This window comes from Amycolatopsis sp. AA4, assembly GCF_002796545.1.
Classification (GTDB): domain Bacteria; phylum Actinomycetota; class Actinomycetes; order Mycobacteriales; family Pseudonocardiaceae; genus Amycolatopsis.
This window is the reverse complement of the sequence record NZ_CP024894.1, coordinates 3026917-3044223: the sequence shown is the minus strand read 5'-3', so window position 1 is coordinate 3044223 and position 17307 is coordinate 3026917. Positions and strand designations below refer to the sequence as shown.

Annotated in this window: 15 protein-coding genes; 6 read left to right on the top strand and 9 right to left on the bottom strand. The window is 71.7% G+C overall.

Features of this window, described 5'->3' with window-relative positions; all coding sequences use genetic code 11:
- Positions 1-5: 5 nt before the first annotated feature.
- From CU254_RS14330 to CU254_RS14320, 3 genes are all read right to left on the bottom strand, one after another.
- A complete protein-coding gene (locus CU254_RS14330) occupies positions 6-761 on the bottom strand; it encodes an alpha/beta fold hydrolase (protein WP_009076808.1) in 756 nt (251 codons plus the stop codon).
- Between the two features lie 51 nt (positions 762-812).
- Positions 813-1397, bottom strand: coding sequence for a nuclear transport factor 2 family protein (locus tag CU254_RS14325; RefSeq protein ID WP_100267057.1), 585 nt, complete (start codon positions 1395-1397; stop codon positions 813-815).
- Positions 1398-1462: 65 nt separating this feature from the next.
- Positions 1463-2155, bottom strand: coding sequence for a YafY family protein (locus CU254_RS14320; RefSeq protein WP_009076804.1), 693 nt, complete (start codon positions 2153-2155; stop codon positions 1463-1465).
- A 270-nt stretch (positions 2156-2425) separates the two neighbouring features.
- Here CU254_RS14320 and CU254_RS14315 point away from each other — a divergent pair, with 270 nt between their 5' ends.
- The 3 genes from CU254_RS14315 to CU254_RS14305 all read left to right on the top strand — a co-directional run bounded on the left by CU254_RS14315 (position 2426) and on the right by CU254_RS14305 (position 4640).
- Positions 2426-3253 (top strand): MerR family transcriptional regulator, encoded by an 828-nt coding sequence (locus tag CU254_RS14315; RefSeq protein ID WP_009076802.1) that lies wholly within the window; start codon positions 2426-2428, stop codon positions 3251-3253.
- Between the two features lie 84 nt (positions 3254-3337).
- Positions 3338-4267, top strand: coding sequence for a hypothetical protein (locus CU254_RS14310; protein ID WP_009076801.1), 930 nt, complete (start codon positions 3338-3340; stop codon positions 4265-4267).
- Between the two features lie 7 nt (positions 4268-4274).
- Positions 4275-4640: an RNA-binding S4 domain-containing protein gene (locus CU254_RS14305; RefSeq protein ID WP_009076800.1), complete on the top strand. Its 366-nt coding sequence runs from the start codon at positions 4275-4277 to the stop codon at positions 4638-4640.
- Positions 4641-4739: 99 nt separating this feature from the next.
- Here CU254_RS14305 and ctaD read toward each other — a convergent pair whose 3' ends face one another.
- From ctaD to CU254_RS14285, 4 genes are all read right to left on the bottom strand, one after another.
- A complete protein-coding gene (ctaD, locus tag CU254_RS14300; protein WP_009076797.1) occupies positions 4740-6443 on the bottom strand; it encodes a cytochrome c oxidase subunit I in 1704 nt (567 codons plus the stop codon).
- 104 nt (positions 6444-6547) lie between these two features.
- Complete coding sequence (locus CU254_RS14295) at positions 6548-6796, bottom strand: hypothetical protein (RefSeq protein WP_009076795.1); 249 nt, start codon at positions 6794-6796, stop codon at positions 6548-6550.
- Between the two features lie 15 nt (positions 6797-6811).
- Entirely contained in the window at positions 6812-7237 is a 426-nt protein-coding gene (locus CU254_RS14290; RefSeq protein WP_009076793.1) for an SPW repeat protein, read from the bottom strand.
- A gap of 24 nt (positions 7238-7261) precedes the next feature.
- Complete coding sequence (locus tag CU254_RS14285) at positions 7262-8026, bottom strand: acetate uptake transporter family protein (RefSeq protein WP_100266787.1); 765 nt, start codon at positions 8024-8026, stop codon at positions 7262-7264.
- A 199-nt stretch (positions 8027-8225) separates the two neighbouring features.
- Here CU254_RS14285 and CU254_RS14280 point away from each other — a divergent pair, with 199 nt between their 5' ends.
- From CU254_RS14280 to CU254_RS14270, 3 genes are all read left to right on the top strand, one after another.
- A complete protein-coding gene (locus CU254_RS14280) occupies positions 8226-9320 on the top strand; it encodes a calcium:proton antiporter (RefSeq protein WP_037713628.1) in 1095 nt (364 codons plus the stop codon).
- Positions 9321-9734: 414 nt separating this feature from the next.
- On the top strand, positions 9735-11174 hold the full coding sequence (locus tag CU254_RS14275; protein ID WP_009076788.1) for an MDR family MFS transporter: 1440 nt from the start codon (positions 9735-9737) through the stop codon (positions 11172-11174).
- Between the two features lie 5 nt (positions 11175-11179).
- Positions 11180-11584 carry a hypothetical protein gene (locus tag CU254_RS14270; protein WP_009076786.1) on the top strand — a complete coding sequence of 135 codons (405 nt, stop codon included), beginning with the start codon at positions 11180-11182 and terminating at the stop codon, positions 11582-11584.
- Between the two features lie 1274 nt (positions 11585-12858).
- Here CU254_RS14270 and CU254_RS14265 read toward each other — a convergent pair.
- Together CU254_RS14265 and CU254_RS14260 are read right to left on the bottom strand one after the other, a co-directional pair.
- Positions 12859-14454 carry an FUSC family protein gene (locus CU254_RS14265; protein WP_037713624.1) on the bottom strand — a complete coding sequence of 532 codons (1596 nt, stop codon included), beginning with the start codon at positions 14452-14454 and terminating at the stop codon, positions 12859-12861.
- 630 nt (positions 14455-15084) lie between these two features.
- Positions 15085-17265 carry a tetratricopeptide repeat protein gene (locus CU254_RS14260; RefSeq protein ID WP_050788178.1) on the bottom strand — a complete coding sequence of 727 codons (2181 nt, stop codon included), beginning with the start codon at positions 17263-17265 and terminating at the stop codon, positions 15085-15087.
- Positions 17266-17307: the final 42 nt, after the last annotated feature.

The window sequence follows — 17307 nt, the reverse complement described above, 5'->3', positions numbered from 1 at the left end:
TCCGGTCAGTTTCGCTGTCCGCCGGCGAAAAACCGCACCGCCGCGGCGGCGAACTCCGGTGCGGCCGACGCACTGTAATGGTCACCGGGCACCCAGGTGAACTCCGCGTCCAGGAGCCGGGCGAGCGGCTCGGCGTCGGCATGCCCCGCGTCCTCGCTGCCGACCGCGACAAGCGCCGGAATCCCCAGCGCGGCGAGGTTGTCCGTCGGTACGACTGAGCGGAGGACGTGCATCAACGCGTGTGGGTCGGCGCCGAGACGGCCGATCCAGTACGCGGTCTGGGCGTCGGCCGGTTCCACCGTCCGGCCTTCGGTCAACGCCGAGAGCACCCGGTGCAGCGGACCTCCCTCGCCGCCCCGCTGCATCGCGGCGAGTCCTTGCCCGCCAAGGAGCATCCGGGACGGCCGCGCGCCCCGCACGACCATGCGGAGCGCCACTCGCGCGCCTAGCGAGTACCCGCCCAGGGCGTAGCCGGTCAGGCCGAGTTGCTCGACGAACGCGAGCCCGTCGTCCACGAGCACATCCGGCGGGTAGCGGCCCGGATCGTCCGGCTGTGGGCTCGCGCCGTGCCCGCGGAAATCCGGGAGCAGGACGCGGAACCCCCGTTCGGCGAGCTGCGCGGCCAGCCCGCCGCGCAGCCACGCCTCGCCGGACGAGGTGAACCCGTGCAGCAGCACGACCGGCGTGCCCTGGCCCAGTTCGCGGTAGGCCAGTTCGAGCCCGTCGCGGGCGCGGAACCGGTGGACGGGCGGTGCGCTCATGGGGTCCTTCCTGCCGGCCGGACCCCATGATCGCACGCGCCGGCCCCGGGATCACGGGAGCGGACGCGTCCCCGGCACCACCCATTCCCGGTCCACCCGGCCGTCGACCGCGACCAGGACCGCGATCCCGCCGCGCTCGCCGTCCGACCAGGTCCCGGCGATGGTCTGGCGCACCGGGTCGAGCACCAGTTCGCCGTGCCACGGATGCGCGTCCTTGGCCAGCACCCGCAGTTCCTCGCGGTCCAAATCGCCGGCGCCCGGTCCGTCCGCCAGCTCCGAACGGCCGTCCGGCGAGGGAATCGTCCAGTTCCGCGAGACCTTTCCGCCGGTGAGCACGAACAGGTCGGCTCCGGTGATGACCACGCCGTCGCGCCGGGTGACGTCCCAGGTGAAGGCGAGCCGGTCAGTCCCGTCTATGACGAAGGTGCGCGGGACGAACTTGTTGCCGACCTCGCGCTGGTACTTCGCGATGAACGCCTCGGCGTCCGCCGGGCCGATCAGCGGGTCGAGGCCGGGTTTGGTGCCGGACCACTGGCGGCCGTCGGCGGTCAGCAGCCGGTGCGCGAGCGAGGCGTCCTCATTCCACATGCGACACCAGAGGGCAGGGATTTCTTCGGGGTTCAGGTCGGTTGCCATGCGAGAAACGATCGCGGCCGCCGGCGACACCGTCCTGTCGGTGTTTCCGAGCCGCGTGGCGCAGGTCACTCGCCGAGCGGGCGGGCGGAGATCCGCGCAAGCTCGGCGTCGAGGTCGACCTCGCGGCGTTCGACGCGGTCGCCGGTGAGCGCGAGGGCGCGGATCCGGTCCAGCAGGAACCCGCGGACGGCGTCGCGCAGGCGGCACCAGCCGAGCACGTACCAGCCCGCCGGACCCCACAGCAGGCCCAGCGGCTCGACGTCGCGTTCCGTCTCCTGCCCCTTGGCGTCCACATACGACAGCCGCAGGACGCGCCGCGCGGCGAGGGCGGTGAGGATCAGTCCGCTGTGGACAGCCGGCGGTTCGGCCTCGCCAACCCGGTGGAGCCGCGCGGCGAGGTGCTGTTCGGCGTCGCGGACGTCGGCCGGGAGCCGCGCGAGCACCTTGCGCGCCGCCGACTCCGCCGCGCCCGCGAACGGCGAACCCGCGGCCGAACGCAGCGCGACGGTGATCGCGATGGCCTCTTCCGGCGTGAGCGCGAGCGGCGGCAGGGTCCGTTCGCGGTCGAGCCCGTAGCCGCCGGTCCGGCCGGTTTCGGTCCAGATCGGGACGCCTGCCTCGCGCAACGCGCCGAGGTCCCGTTCGACCGTGCGCACGCTGACCTCGAACCGGGACGCGAGCCACGCCGCCGTCCGGGTGCGCGGCGCGACCGCCCGGAGCTCCTCGACCAGTGCGTACAGCCGGTCCGTGCGATTCACCCGGCCAGCCTACGGACTCCCCGATCCTCACCCGATCGGGTGGCTTTGCGGACGACCGCCGTCACGAGGGCGGACCCGCGCTGTTCCGTTCGCGGGAGCCGCGAACGGCGCCGGTCCGTCCTTGTGGAGGGCGGCGGACCGGCGGGGTCCCCTCGTTCGTCGGGGGACGAGGGGGCCGCCGGGGCGGGTCGGCGCAGGGGGCCGGCCCGTTCCCGGTCCGGCGGGGACACTTGACTCTCACACCGTGTCAGAGCGTGTGCTGGGGAGGTCATGTTCACCATCGGAGAATTCGCCCGCCACGGCCGGGTGTCGGTTCGCATGCTGAGGCATTACGACGCGCTCGGCCTGCTCCGGCCCGCCGAGGTCGACCCGTACACCGGCTACCGGCGCTACACCGCCGAACAGCTGGCCGCGCTGAACCGGATCGTCGCGCTGAAGGAGCTCGGCTTCGGGCTCGGCGAGGTCGCCGCGCTGCTGGACGAGCAGATCACGCCCGAGCAGGTCCGCGGCATGCTGACGCTGCGCCGGGCGGAGCTGGCCGAACGGGTCGCCGCCGACCGGCTCCGGCTGGCCGAGGTCGAGGCGAGACTCCGCACCCTGGAAAGCGAGCACGCCATGCCGGACACCGAAATCGTCGTCAAGGACCTCCCCGCGACCCCCGTCGTGCGGCTCACCGCGACCGTCGAAAGCTTCTCCCCCGACGCGATCAGCCCGGTCCTGCGCCCGCTGTGCGCGGAACTCGGCCAGCGGCTCGAAGGATCCGACGCCACCCCGGCGGGGCCTCTCGTCTGCTACTACGAAAAGCCCGCCGGCGAAGACGATCCCGTCGTCGTGCACGCCGCGCTGCCGGTGTCCGGCGCCGTCGCCGAGCCGAACGGCCTCGAGCCGGCCGAACTGCCCGCCGCGCGCGCCGCGACGCTGGTCCACCACGGCCCGCCGAGCGGTTTCCTCGCCGGATACCAGGAACTCGCCCGGTGGACCGACGAGCACGGCTTCCGCGCGGACGGCTTCCCCTGCGAGGTCTATCTGCACACTTCCGACGACGAGCGCGAATGGGTCGTCGAACTGCGCGAACCCTTCGTCGAGCAGCCGAGCTGACCGGCCAAGACCCGACCTTCGACGGTTGCGCCGCCGCCCGGTCGCGAGGGCGAATGGGGTGGGGACGACCCGAGGAGGACGCAGGTGTTCTCGACAGGTCCCGGCACCCAGCCGGACCGGCTCGCCGACGCGCTCGCGGACGGGCCGTTCAGCCGTGCCCTGACCCTGGCCATCGACCGCAGCGGGCTCGGCCTCGACCGGCTCCGGGACCGGCTCGCCGCGGCGGGCGCGGCGGTCAGCACCACGACGCTCAGCTACTGGCGGACCGGCCGCACCGTGCCCGCCCGCGCCCGCTCGCGGGTCGCGGTGCGCATTCTCGAGGACGTGCTCGAGCTGCCGCCGGGTTCGCTCACCGGGCTGATCGAGCGCGATCCGGAACCGCCGCCGGTTCCGGTGGTGCGCTGGGAACGGCTGTGGGGGCGCCGCAACGCCGTGCTGCGGGTGCTGAACTCGTTCGAGACGGCGTACCGGACGTCGCTGGTGGTCGTGAGCCTGCACGAAGCCGTCCACGTCGGCCCGGACCGGCGGCTGCACCGGCTGGAAGTGCGCGAGGTCCTGCGCGCGACCGAGGACGACACGCACATCCGGCTCGTCACCGCGCACGGCGTCGGCCCCGGCTGCCCGCCGCGGCTGGTGCGCACCCGCTACTGCTCGCCCGGGCGCACGGAAACCCTCGCCGAGGAGGGGTTCACGGTGGCCGAACTCGTCCTCGGCCGCGGTCTGGACCGGGGCGAAACCGCGATCGCCGAGTACGAGTTCGAGTTCACCGACGACCGCCCGGACTGGTCCTACGAGCGCCGCTTCCGCAACGCCGTGCACGAACACGTGCTGGAGCTACACTTCGCCCCCGGCTTCGCACCGCGGTCCTGCCACGCCTACCGCCTCGACTCCCCGGCCGGGCCGGAGACGACAGCTGCCGAGCTGCCGATCACCGAGGGCCTTCCCGCGCACGTCGTGTCGGCGGCGGTCACTCCGGGAATCCTCGGTCTGCGCTGGCAGTGGGACCCGCCATGATGGACCCATGGAATCGACGCGGATCGACCGCTGGCTCTGGGCGGTCCGGCTGACCAAGACGCGCGCCGACGCCGCGGCCGCCTGCCGCGGCGGGCACGTGCGCGTGAACGACCGCCCGGCGAAACCCGCCACCTCGGTGGTGCCCGGCGACGAGGTCCGGGCCCGGATCGGGACGACGACCCGCGTGGTCGAGGTCGTGCAGGTGATCCAGAAACGGGTCGGCGCGGCCGTCGCGGCCACGTGCCTCATCGACCGGACCCCGAAGCCGCCGCCGGAAGCGGCCATCCCGGTGGCCCGCCGCGAGCGGGGCGCGGGCCGTCCGACGAAGCGGGAGCGCCGGGTGCTGGACGAATTCCGCCGTCAGCAGGGCTGATCGCGGGGCGGTCCGTCGGCGTCTGCTCCTCGGCCACGCGCTCGCCCAGGTCGGATCGCCGCCGGGCCGCGGGCGCTGGGCAAGGGCTTCCAGCCCTGCTCAGGCGTCCGATTTCACCTTGCCCCGCCGCCGATGGACGTACTGCTCCTCCCGCGCCCGCTTCGCCACTTCCGGATAGTGCAGCTCGAACGCGGGCCGTTCGGAACGGATCCGCGGCAGTTCGGTGAAATTGTGCCGCGGCGGCGGGCTCGACGTCGCCCATTCCAGGGAGCCGCCGAAGCCCCACGGGTCGTCCACTTCGACCTTTTCGCCGTAGCGGTAGCTCTTGACCACGTTCCAGATGAACGGCAGCACCGAGGCGCCGAGAATGAAGGCACCGATGGTGGAAATCGTGTTCAGCAAGGTGAACCCGTCGCTGCGGAGGTAGTCCGCGTACCGCCGCGGCATGCCTTCCGCGCCGAGCCAGTGCTGGACGAGGAACGTCGTGTGGAAGCCGATGAACGTCGTCCAGAAATGCCATTTCGCGAGCGATTCGTCGAGCATCCGGCCGGTCATCTTCGGGAACCAGAAGTAGATGCCGGCGAACGTGGCGAACACGATCGTGCCGAACAGCACGTAGTGGAAGTGCGCGACGACGAAATAGGTGTCGGTGATGTGGAAGTCCAGCGCGGGCGCGGCCAGCAGCACGCCGGTCAGGCCGCCGAGCAGGAACGTGACGAGGAATCCGACCGACCACAGCATCGGCGATTCGAACGACAGCGTCCCCTTCCACATGGTGCCGATCCAGTTGAAGAACTTCAGCCCGGTCGGGACCGCGATGAGGAAGGTCATGATCGAGAAGAACGGCAGCAGGACCGCGCCGGTGGCGAACATGTGGTGCGCCCACACGGTCGCCGACAGGCCGGTGATGCCGACCGTCGCGAACACCATCAGCCGGTAGCCGTAGAGCGGTTTCCGGCTGAACACCGGGATGATCTCGGTGACGATCCCGAAATACGGCAGGGCGACGATGTACACCTCGGGATGGCCGAAGAACCAGAACAGGTGCTGCCAGAGGATCGCGCCGCCGTTGGCCGGATCGAAAACGTGCGCGCCGAGCCTCCGGTCGGCCTCCAGCGCGAACAGCGCCGCGGTGAGGATCGGGAATGCGAGCAGCACGAGAATCGCGGTGAAGAAGATGTTCCAGGTGAAAAGCGGCATCCGGAACATCGTCATTCCCGGCGCGCGCAGGCACAGGATCGTCGTGGTCATGTTGACCGCGCCGAGAATGGTGCCCAGACCGGACACGATCAGGCCCATGATCCACAGATCGCCGCCGACGCCGGGGCTGTGCACGGCGTCCGACAACGGCGTGTAGGCGGTCCAGCCGAAATCCGGGGCGCCGGCGGGCGTGAGGAACGAGCTCAGCACGATCAATCCGCCGAAAAGGTACAACCAATAGGAAAACGCGTTCAGGCGGGGGAACGCGACGTCCGGCGAGCCGATCTGCAACGGCAGGACGAAATTGGCGAAGCCGAACACATTCGGCGTCGCGTACAGCAGCAGCATGATCGTGCCGTGCATGGTGAACAGCTGGTTGTACTGCTCCTGCGACAGGAACTGCAGCCCCGGCTGGGCCAGTTCGCCGCGCATCAGCAGGGCCATCGCGCCGCCGATGAGGAAGAACGCGAAGGAGCTGCCGAGGTACAGCAGCCCGATCTTCTTGTGGTCGGTGGTGCGCAGGATGCTCAGCAGCACCGAGCCTTTCCGGCCTCGGCGGGGCGGCGCGGCGACCGTCACCGGCCGGGGCTTCAGCTGCGTCATGACCGACCTCCGCGCACCCGACGATCGCCGGGCAGCCCAGGGCCGCCCGGCCTCACCCGGGGCGGGTAACCGGCCGCGGCCCGCGGCAAACCCCGGCTTTCCCGCTATCCCGGCGGGAACGGCAGCTGCCCGCCCGGCAGCGCCGCACCGAACACGACGGCCGCGCCGACCACCAGGAACACCGCCCCGGCGGCCGGCTCGGACGCCCACCACACCACGCCCGACGCGGCCACCAGCCAGGCGCCGGCGAGCGTCTCCTTCCGGGCCGGCGGCGCCGCCTTGCGCGCACGCAGTCCCGCGCTGCCCAAGGCGAGCACGCCGATCGCGAGCACCGCCAGCACCGGCCAGTACATTCCTCCGCGCTCCCGTCACTCCCGGAATTCGCCGGTGTGCCTGCGGTACGCGACGGTCACCGAGATCACCGAGAAAATCGCCAGCAGCACGCCGACGATCAGCGAATTCGTGCGGATCGCGTCGCGATGCCCGTCGACCGGGTAGCCGAACGCGAACGGCGCGGCGATGAGCCAGAACCCGATCGCGACGTTGACCAGCCCCAGCCAGCGCGCCCGGTCCGGCAGGCCGAACCGGACCAGCGCGACCGCCGCCACGGCGATCCCGCACGCCAGGCTGTTCCAGAAGCCGGCCGTCGCGGACAGCGTGAACGAGTAGCTGTACGCGAACGCCGCGATCACCAGCCACGCCCCGGCCAGGAACTCGGCGGCGAGCGGCAGCCTGCTCTCCCGCAGCTTCCGGTCGCTCGGCGTGAACGCGGTGAGCGCCATGCCCATCTTCATTCCGTGGTCACCTCCTCGCCGGGGCTACTGCCCGGCCTTGATTCCCGGTTCGCCGTGGTCGAACTGGATCGCTTGGTGCAACGGCACCGTCGTGGTCCGGGCGGGCCGCGGAGCGCGCAGGCCCATCGGCAGGACCACCCGGTGGTGCGCCGCTTCGAGCACCATCGCGCTGCACGCGTACCAGGCCAGCACCGCGGACGCGAGGAGGAAGTACGCGGCGATGGTGCGCACGACGCCGATGTCGCCGATCAGGCCGATCGCCAGCAGCGTCGCCCCGGCAGCGAGGACCGCGAGCAGCGCGCAGAGCACGAGGCTTTCGGCCAGCGCGGCGAGCGCGCCGGTCCAGGTGATGGCCGCGAGGCCGATGAACCAGAAGCCGATCGCGGCCGCCGCGACCGGGCTCGCCGTCGTCGAGGGCAAGCCGCCGAGGCCGACGAACAGCTGGTAGACGCCGAAGCCGATCCAGAACGCGCCCCACGCCCCGTGGATGACCGTGGCGAGCGCGTCGCGGGCCCGGTACGACCACATCCCGGCGAGGAACTGCGCGACGCCGCCGAAAGCGAAGGCGAACGGAGCGAGCAGCAGGGGCGTCGTCGTGCTGTCGCCGAACCAGCCGGCCATATTGGCCGCCACCATGAACGTGGACACCGCGAACCCGGCGAGTCCCAGGATCGACGGTGCGGCCACCGGGCTCAGGTTGATGTGCGTGTGCTCGCGCCAGAACGCGTACTCCGCGCCGTCGCCGCCTGCCGGCATCGCGCGGTCGGCCATCCTCATTTCGCGGGTCATCTCCGGCTCCTTTCGCGCCGACCTCCCCTGTGCGCCGCCGCGTACCCCGCCGCCGACCTGCGGAACCCTGCCTTCGCTACGCCGAACGAGTGAATTTCTCCCCTTTTCGGGCGACGGGCAGTGTCCATTTCGGACGCGACACTCCCCCGCGCGGACCGGATCCCCGGCGACCGCGGGTCCGATATGCCAGGGTGTGCGCATGGCGAGCGTCCGCGGTTATCTGTTGTCCTGGACCACTTTGCTCCCGTTGGTCGCCCTGGTCCTGCTGGCGCTCACCTGGGGACGCACGCTGGGTCCGGTGCCGGTCGCACTGGTGGCGATCGCGCTCGCGGGCACGGTTCTCGCCGCGGTGCACCACGCCGAGGTCGTCGCGCACCGGGTCGGCGAACCGTACGGCTCGCTGGTGCTCGCGGTCGCGGTGACGGTGATCGAAGTCGCGCTGATCGTCACGATGATGGCTTCCGGCGGCGAGAAGGCCGACACCCTGGCGCGCGACACGGTGTTCGCCGCGGTGATGATCACCACCAACGGCATCGTCGGGCTTTCGCTTCTCGTGGGCGCGCGCCGGTACGGGGAGACGCGGTTCCATCCCGAAGGCAGCGGCGCGGCGCTGGCGACCGTCGGCACGCTGGCGACGCTGAGCCTCGTGCTGCCGACCTTCACCGCGAGCACGCCCGGCCCGGCGTTTTCCGCGCCACAGCTGGCTTTCGCGGCCGGTGCGTCCCTGATTCTCTACGCCACTTTCGTGATGACGCAGACCGTCCGCCACCGCGATTTCTTCCTTCCCGTCGGCGCCGACGGCGAGACCCGCGAGGAGGAGCACGCGGAACCGCCGAGCGCGCAGAAGACTTTGGTGAGCCTCGTTCTGCTGCTGATCGCGCTGGTCACCGTCGTGGGCCTGGCGAAGGTCGAGTCCCCGGCGATCGAGGCCGGCGTGCGCGCGGCCGGGCTTCCGCAGTCCTTCGTGGGCGTGGTGATCGCCCTGCTGATCCTGGCTCCGGAAACGCTCGCCGCGGTCCGCGCGGCACGGCGCGACCGGATGCAGATCAGCCTCAACCTCGCGTACGGGTCCGCGATCGCCAGCATCGGCCTGACGATTCCGGTCATCGCGCTCGCGTCGGTGTGGTTGAAGGGGCCGTTGCTGCTCGGTCTCGGGCCGACGCACATCGTGCTGCTGGCGCTCACCGTGGTGGTCAGTGTGCTGACGGTGGTGCCGGGACGGGCGACGCGGCTTCAGGGCGGGGTGCATCTGGTGTTGCTGGCGGGATTCCTGGTGCTGGCGATGAATCCGTGAGTCTGGCGGCCCTGGGCCCGGTGCCCCGCTCCACAGTGGAGCGCCCGCCGGCTTCGGCTCCCGTCGCCCCTGGGCGCGCAGGAGATTTCTCGTTTGCTTATTTTTCCTGCCGCTAGCGGCCACCTGCTGGTCGAGCGGCTTTTTTCCCGGCTTCCCGGCGCGCTGTTTCCTCCGCCGGCGCGGGCCGCCGGAGGAAAACGACGCCGGTTTTGTCGGTGCTGCTCCGTATCCTGGCGAGGTGAAAATCCAGCAGTCCCCGACCCCGTCCGCTGCGGCCGGTGAAGCCGCGCGCAGAGCTTTCCCCGGCAGCCGTCCGACGTTCCCCAGCCGTCCGTCGGCCGACGCACGTTCCGCTCGTGCCGCCCGCCTCGCGACCCCTGACTTCGTCTTGGTCTCCGCTAGCGAGGTGCGCGCATGAGCGGCGTCTCCTCCCCCGCCGTCGAGGCCCCGGCCCGCCCGCCCGCCAAGCCGGGGCTGCTGATCGGCGTGCTCGTGCTGTCGGCGTTCGTGATGATCCTCAACGAGACCATCCTGAGCATCGCGCTGCGCGACCTGACGGTCGACCTCCGCGTGCCGACCACCACGATCCAGTGGCTCACCAGCGGCTTCCTGCTGACCATGGCGGTGGTGATCCCGACGACGGGGTTCCTGCTCGAACGGTTCACGCCGCGGCAGGTGTTCGTCTTCTCGCTCGCGTCGTTCAGCCTCGGCACGCTGCTGTGCGGCATCGCGCCGGGCTTCGGCCTGCTGATGGCGGGCCGGGTCGTGCAGGCGTGCGGCACCGCGGTGATGATCCCGCTGCTGATGACCACCGTCATGCGGCTCGTGCCCGCCGAACGCCGCGGCGCGACGATGGGCACGATCAGCATCGTCATCGCGGTCGCGCCCGCGATCGGCCCGACGATCGGCGGCGCGGTGCTGTCGTCGCTCGGCTGGCGGTGGATGTTCTTCATCGTGCTGCCGCTGTCGCTGGCCGCGCTGGTGACGGGGATGCTGCGGCTGCGGATCGACAGCGAAACCCGCGCGGTTCCGCTCGACGTCCTGTCGGTCATCCTGTCCGCCGTCGGTTTCGGCGGAGTCCTGTACGGCCTGTCGTCCGCGGGCGAATCCGCTGAAACCGCGCTGATGCCGCCGTGGCTGCCGATCGTCGTCGGCGTGGTTTCGCTGGCGGTGTTCGGCTGGCGGCAGCTCCGCCTGCAGCGACGCGACCGCGCCCTGCTCGACCTGCGGCCGTTCACCCACCGCAGTTTCGTCGTCGCGCTGGGGCTGAGTGCGGTGCTGTTCATGTGCCTGATCGGCGCCGGCGCGATCCTGCTGCCGCTGTACCTGCAGACCGTCCTGCACAAGTCCACGTTCGTCAGCGGCCTGGCCGTCCTGCCCGGCGGGTTGGTGCTGGGCCTGCTCGGCCGTCCGGTCGGCGCCCTGTTCGACCGGGTCGGCGCGCGCCCGCTGGTGCTGCCCGGCGCGCTCGCGATGACAGTCTCGCTGTGGCTGTTCTCGTTGCTGGGCCCGGATTCCCCGCTGATCGCGGTGATCGGCATCCACATCGTCCTGATGGCCGGCCTCGGCCTGATGATGACGCCGCTGATGACCGAATCGCTCGCGGTGCTGCCCGACCATCTCTATTCGCACGGCAGCGCGATCCTTTCGACGCTCCAGCAGGTTGCCGGCGCACTGGGCACCGCGGTGTTCGTCAGCGTCGCGACGCTCACCAGCGCCGAACACGCCGCGGTCAGCCCCGACGCGGACGGCCTCCAGACGGCGTTCATCGTCGCCGGCTGCATCGGAGTGCTCGCGGTGGCCGGCGCCTGGTTCGTCCGCGCACCCCGCCCGGCACTCCCGGAGGAGGCCTGACCCTCATGGACTCAGCCCGGCTAGACGCCGTCGCCCGCTCCTACACCGCACCGATGACCAGCATCCGCGGCCGCCGCGTGCACCGCCTGGTCCTGCGCCGCATGGCCGACTACGACCACGTCCTGCCAGCCGCCACCGCCGACGGCACCCCAGCCCTGCTGGCCCTCTCCGCCGACGGCCGAGCCGCCCTCTGCTCCACCGACGGCCGAGGCCCGTCCGCAGACCTCGTCACGTGCGGCCCGACGCCCGGCGTCACCGTGACGTCCGCGCACGACCTGACGAAGGACTCGCTGCCGGTGCTGAGCTGGACCGTCCGGCATCCCGGGCTGCTGGACATCGCAGGCCCGCTGACGATCACGCCCGGCGAAACGGATCAGGAGGAGGTCGAAGCAGCCTTACGCCCCCGGTAACCGGCCGGGCAGGCCCGTTCCGGAACGATGCTGGCGGCTCGGAGTCCGCAGTCGATGGCCCGACGCTCGGTCACGGCCGGACCCCGAGCCACTCGCCCCGAGGCGGATGTCCGACAGCCGGACGACGGCGGGATCGCGACCCGCCGCGCCTCGGTGAGTCGCACCAGCCGTGGCCTTCGCAAGCAACACCGCGCGAGGGCTGCGGCCTCGCCCTCGGGGGTTCGGCCGCATGTCGGCAAGCCTCATCGAAGTTGGCCGAGCCTCCGCGAATCTCCGGCCAGCAATCAGCCTCGCACGCAACGACCGGCTGGCCCCGCCCCAATCGCAGCACGGCGGATAGCTCCGATCGGTCTCTCGCCGAGCACCAGCGCATCCACATGGGACCCGCACCAGCGCATCGACCGAGCCCGCTGAATGCCAGCCCATCCACCCTGTGCCCAACACCAGCCCATCCACCGAGACCCGCGCCAAGCACCTGCCCATTCGCCATGCCTCGCGCCGAGCATTCGGTGCGCGGCATGGCACCCACCTCCAGCACGAGCGGCATCCACCAGGCCCGCGCCGAACATCGGCACATCCACCCACGCGACCGCGCCCGGTGCCAGCCGACCACCTGGCACCTTCACCACACCTGCTCTCGCACGCGGAGCGTGCCCACGCACCCGCTCCCAGCGCCACCCCACCACCAGGTGCCCTCGCCAAGCACCCGCCCCCCGCGGAGCGTGCCCACCCACCACGCACCTGCGCCCAGCACCAGCCCACCATCAGGTGCCCTCACCACGCGCCTGCCCATCCACCGCGCACCCGCACCCAGCACCAGCCCACCACCAGGCACCCTCGCCACGCGCCTGCCCATCCACCGCGCACCCGCGCCGAGAACCAGCCCATTCACCGGGCACCCAGCCCCAAGCCCGTTCACCGAGACCCGTGCCAAGCATCGGCACATTCACCATGCCTCGCGCCGAGCATTCGGTGCGCGGCATGGCACCCACCTCCAGCACGAGCGACACCCACCCGGCCCGCACCGAACATCGGCACATCCACCCACTCGACCACGCCCGGTGCCAGCCAACCACCAGGTGCCCCCAAACACCCGCTCTCGCACGCGGAGCGTGCCCACGCACCCGCGCCCAGCACATTCGCCGGGCATCCACACCCGGCACGAGCGGCACCCACCGGACCCCACGCCGAGCAGCGGCACGTCCAGAAACTCCCGCCGGGGCATCCACCGCGCCACCACGCACCGCGATCCGAACCGAGCAGACACCCGGGTCTCACCGGCCGAACGCGCGCTCCCACCGTGCCACGTCCCGCAGCTGGCCGTCCGGTGCGGACCAGCAGGCCTGGAGCAGGTCGTAACCGTCATGGACCAGGGCCGCGTGGGCGGGCCATCGCTCGGCAGCCCAGCCGGGCTCGTTGTGCACCGAATCCACCCCGGCCCGGGTCGCGCCTTCCAGTTCGAACTGCAGGTCCCGCCGCGCCGCCGCCCGCGGGATCGGCGCGCCGGCCAGCACCGCACGCGCGGCGGCGCGAACGCGTGACCCGGTCCAGTCCAACGTCTTCCGATGCGCCCGCGGCGCCACCGCGTACTGCACCGCCACGGCCACGACAACCCCGATCGCCGTCTGCGCGAAACGGTCCGCCACCGCGGGCCACACCGGGCCGGGCTGGCTCGCCACCCCGGCGGACAGCAGGGCGAGCGGCGTGATGACGACCGTCGCCACCGCGTAATTCCTCGGCACCACCAGCTCCACGCAGAACTGCAGCACCGCCAGGATCAAGATCAGCACCACCCCGGACGGCGCGAGCATCATCACCAATCCGAACAGCACGAGCCCAGCCGCGGTCCCCGCGAACCGGTGCAGCGCACGGACATTCGTCCGCCGCCGGTCCAATCCCTGCTGCAGCACCACGAGCGCGCTGAGCACCGCCCAATGCGGCCGTCCAAACCCGACTGCCACTGCCAGTTCCCCAGCGACCACGCAACCGGCACCCACCCGCAACGCCGTCAACGCGGCATGAGAACGCAACGGAACCGCCCGCCGCAGCCGGTACCCGATGTTCGGCCGCGGCAACGGCAACTTCCCCGGCGGCAGTTCGACGGCCTCCCCCGGCGACGCATCAGCAAATCGCCGGTGCGCGGCGAGCAACGTCTCCACCAGATCCGGTCGCGTGCCCCGCCGCGGATGGCCCGCGTCATGCAGCGCAGTCCACGCCGCCGACACCGCGGCACCCGCCGCGTGCCGAGTCTCCGCCGTCTTCCGCTCGGCGGAGACAAACGCGTCCACCGCCCGAACCGCCCGCTCGACGGCCGCCCGCTCCGGCTTCGTCCGATCAGCCAGCACCCCGGCCATCGACACCACCACCGACGACCCGACCCCCGCCGCAGCGCACCCGAGCACCACCCACGGCCGCGCCCCCGCCTCGACCGCCGCCTGCGCACCCGCACAAACGAGCGCGAAGAACAACGGCCCGGGAGGCCCGAGCCGCAACGCGTCGACGACGTATGTCGCCAGCACCGCGACCACCGAAACCACCAGCACCGACACCGGACCCGGCGGAACCACGGTCCCCACCGAAGCCCCCAACGCAGCCGCCGCGAGCAACCCGGCACCCGCAGTCGCCACGACGCCCGCCCGAACCCGGTACGGCCGCCCCTCGCCGTACAGGACCGCGAACGTCCCGAGCGTGACAAACAACGCCGAGGCCGAAGCCCCCGCCAGCACCAGCGCCACCCCGGGCACCGCCACCGCCGCCGCGGCCCGCAACCCCGCCGACCACCTCCGCCCGACCGGCGGCAAAGCGAACATGAGCGCCCGGAACCCCGCCACGCGAGGCAACTGCTCAACCGGCTCGGGCGACGATCCCATCCGCCCATCCCAACACGCCGCCACCCGCCCCGAAAGCCCGGCCACCGCGGGCAGAGACCCCGGGCACACTCCCGCGCGGGAGTTCGCTCGCCGGAGCGAACTGCCCAGTCTGGTGGACGGCGAGCAACTGCTGCGGTCGCTGTCCTGCCGATGCGCCGCGCATCCCCGCAACGGACCGCACACTTCACGACCGGACGAGACCGTCGCTTCCGCCCACGTCAGCCCACCGCCGAATCCGCGGGGTCGAACACCCAGCCACAGGAATCCGGACACCAGCCCTCGGCACCCAGGCCCCCACGCTTCACGGTCGCGCGCGACATCTTCGCCCGCTGTCCGCGCCGACCCTGCCGCCAAAACCATCAGCCCCCAGGCCTGGCACACCCGGCCCCGGGCGGCGGGGCGCTAGCCTTTGGGCACAGGCCAGAACATCAGAGGTTCGCGCTGAGCCGGAGTCCACGCTGACCCCGCAGCGACCCTTCTCGCCAGCGCCACCTCGCCGTCCCCAGCCAGGACAGTTCGGTCGCTGCGATGTTCTAGGTGTCATCCCGGTGCAAGCACCCGTTAGGGGGCTCGCCCAACGTCAGATCAGCGCACGAATCTCAGCCCATCCGAGAGAAGACACCCCGCGGATCACCAAGCAGGGCAAGACCCTCCCCGAAACTCAGCCCGAGCGGCCGCCTCCCCCACCGTCACCGGGTCCAGGTCCGGATGTGCCGCCTCGGCCCGTTCCCACCACGAAGCCTCCCCGCCGACCCCCTGCGCCGCAGCCACATTCCCCAATCCCAGGTAAGCCCGTGCCGTCTCGTGCGTGCTTCCGCAGGCTTCCGCGCGGGCCGCGGCTTCCCGGTAAGCCGATTCCGCCCCAGCGTGGTCCCCGGCGCGGAATCTCGCCCAGCCGAGGCAGTTCAAGCCCATCACGACGTCCAGTTCCAGCCCCAATTCCTCGAACACCGACAAGGTTTCCTCGACCAGCCGGGCGGCTTCCGCGGAGCGTCCCAAGGCGGTCAGGACCAGCGCGATCCCCCGCGTCGTGATGGCGCCGCTGCGGCGGTTGCCGGTCAGGTCGTAGAAGTCGGCCGCGGCGCGCAGATCGCGGAGGGCTTGTTCGTGGTTGCCTCGGTAATGGTCCGCCCAGGCGGAATGCGCCAGGGCGGTCGCTTCGCCGTGGCGGTCGCCGATTTCCCGGTACTCCCGCAGGGCTTGCCGGTAACACCGGGACGCCTCGTCCAGATCGCCGCGGTCGACGTAGGCGATGCCCAGGTTCGCGGTGGTCGTCGCGGCGGCCCAGCGGTTGCCGACGGCCTCGGCGGCGGCGCGTGCCCAGCGGTGCGTCGCGATCCACGGGTCCCACAGTTTGGTCAGGTAGAAGAATCCGCGCAGGAAGTACGCCAGCTGCCAGCATCGTTCGGACGCGACCGTCCGGCGGCAGAGTGCGACCAGGTTCGGCCATTCCGCGCGGAACCAAGCCATCGCGCGGTCCTGATCCGGGAATTCGACCTCTGGCAACCCCGCCGGATAGGTCACCTCCGGGCGGTACCGCGGGCCGCTCAGCATGCGGTCGGCACGTTCCGCGGCGGCGACGGAGAAATCGGCCAGGCGGCGGAAGGCGGCGGCGTCCGTCCCGCCGGAAGCGGCGAAAACCCTTACCAGGTCGTGAAAACCGTACCGGCCCAGTTCCGGCTGCGTGAGCAGGTACGCCTGGTGCAGGCGGTCCAGCAGGCGTTCGGCCTCCAGCGCATCGAGCGAGCCCAGCGCCTGCGCGGCGGTGACGTCGAAGTCCGGGCCGGGATGGAGGGCGAGCTGGCCGAACAGCCGCGCCTCCGGTTGCTCCAATTGGCGGACGGACAACCGGAAGGCGGCGGCCAGGCTTCGTTCGCCGTCGTCGAGTTCGCTCAGGCGGCGGGTCTCGTCGGCCAGGCGGCGCTCCAGTTCCGCGACGTCCCACGCCGGGTGCGCGCGCAGGCGGGCCGCGGCGATCCGGATGGCGAGCGGGAGGCGGCCGCAGCGGTCGGCGATGCGCAGGGCGGCGTCGGGGGACGCGCCGGTCAGCGCAGCGACCAGGGCAGCGGCGGAAGCGGACGGGAGGACGCCGAGCGGCACGTGCTCGGCTTCGTCCAACGCGGGCAGCCGCGAACGGCTGGTGATCACGACCCGGCATTTGGGTTCGGCGGGCAGCAGCGGGCGCACTTGCCCGGTGCTGCCCGCGTTGTCCAGCACCAGCAGGAAACTCCGGCCGCGCAGGCACGTGCGGAAGAGCGCCGCGCGGTCGTCGGGATCGGCGGGGATCCGTTCGGCGGGGACCTCCAGGATCCGCAGCAGACGGTCGTGCGCGTCGGCGGGCGTGACCGGTTCGTCGGAGGTGCCGCGCAGGTCGACAAAGAGGCTTCCGTCGGCGAAGGACGCTTCGAGCCGGTACGCGCACCGCACCGCCAGCGCCGTCTTGCCCGTCCCGCCCATCCCCGAAATGACGCAGACGCCGCCGTCGGACTCGAGAATCCCGCGGACGGCCTGGGATTCGGAATCGCGGCCGGTGAACTCGGAAGTCACCGGCGGGAGGCCGGACGGGCGGACGTCCGGCCGGGTCCGGCGTTTTCCGGATTCCGCGGGAACCAGTGCAGTAAGGGCCCCAGGAGTGCCGAATTCGGATTCACACAATGCCGCGAGTGCGGAATTCGGGGCGGCAAGGCCGGTTTCGACTTTGCTCAGGTACCCCTTGCTGTAGTGCACCCGTCCGGCCAGTTCGGTGAGCGAAAGCCCGGCCGAAGTGCGCAGCCGCCGCAGTTCCGCCCCGAACGTCGCGCGCGCTGTCATCCGCCTCCACCCTCTTCTCGCTCCCAGTATGACGATCCGGCA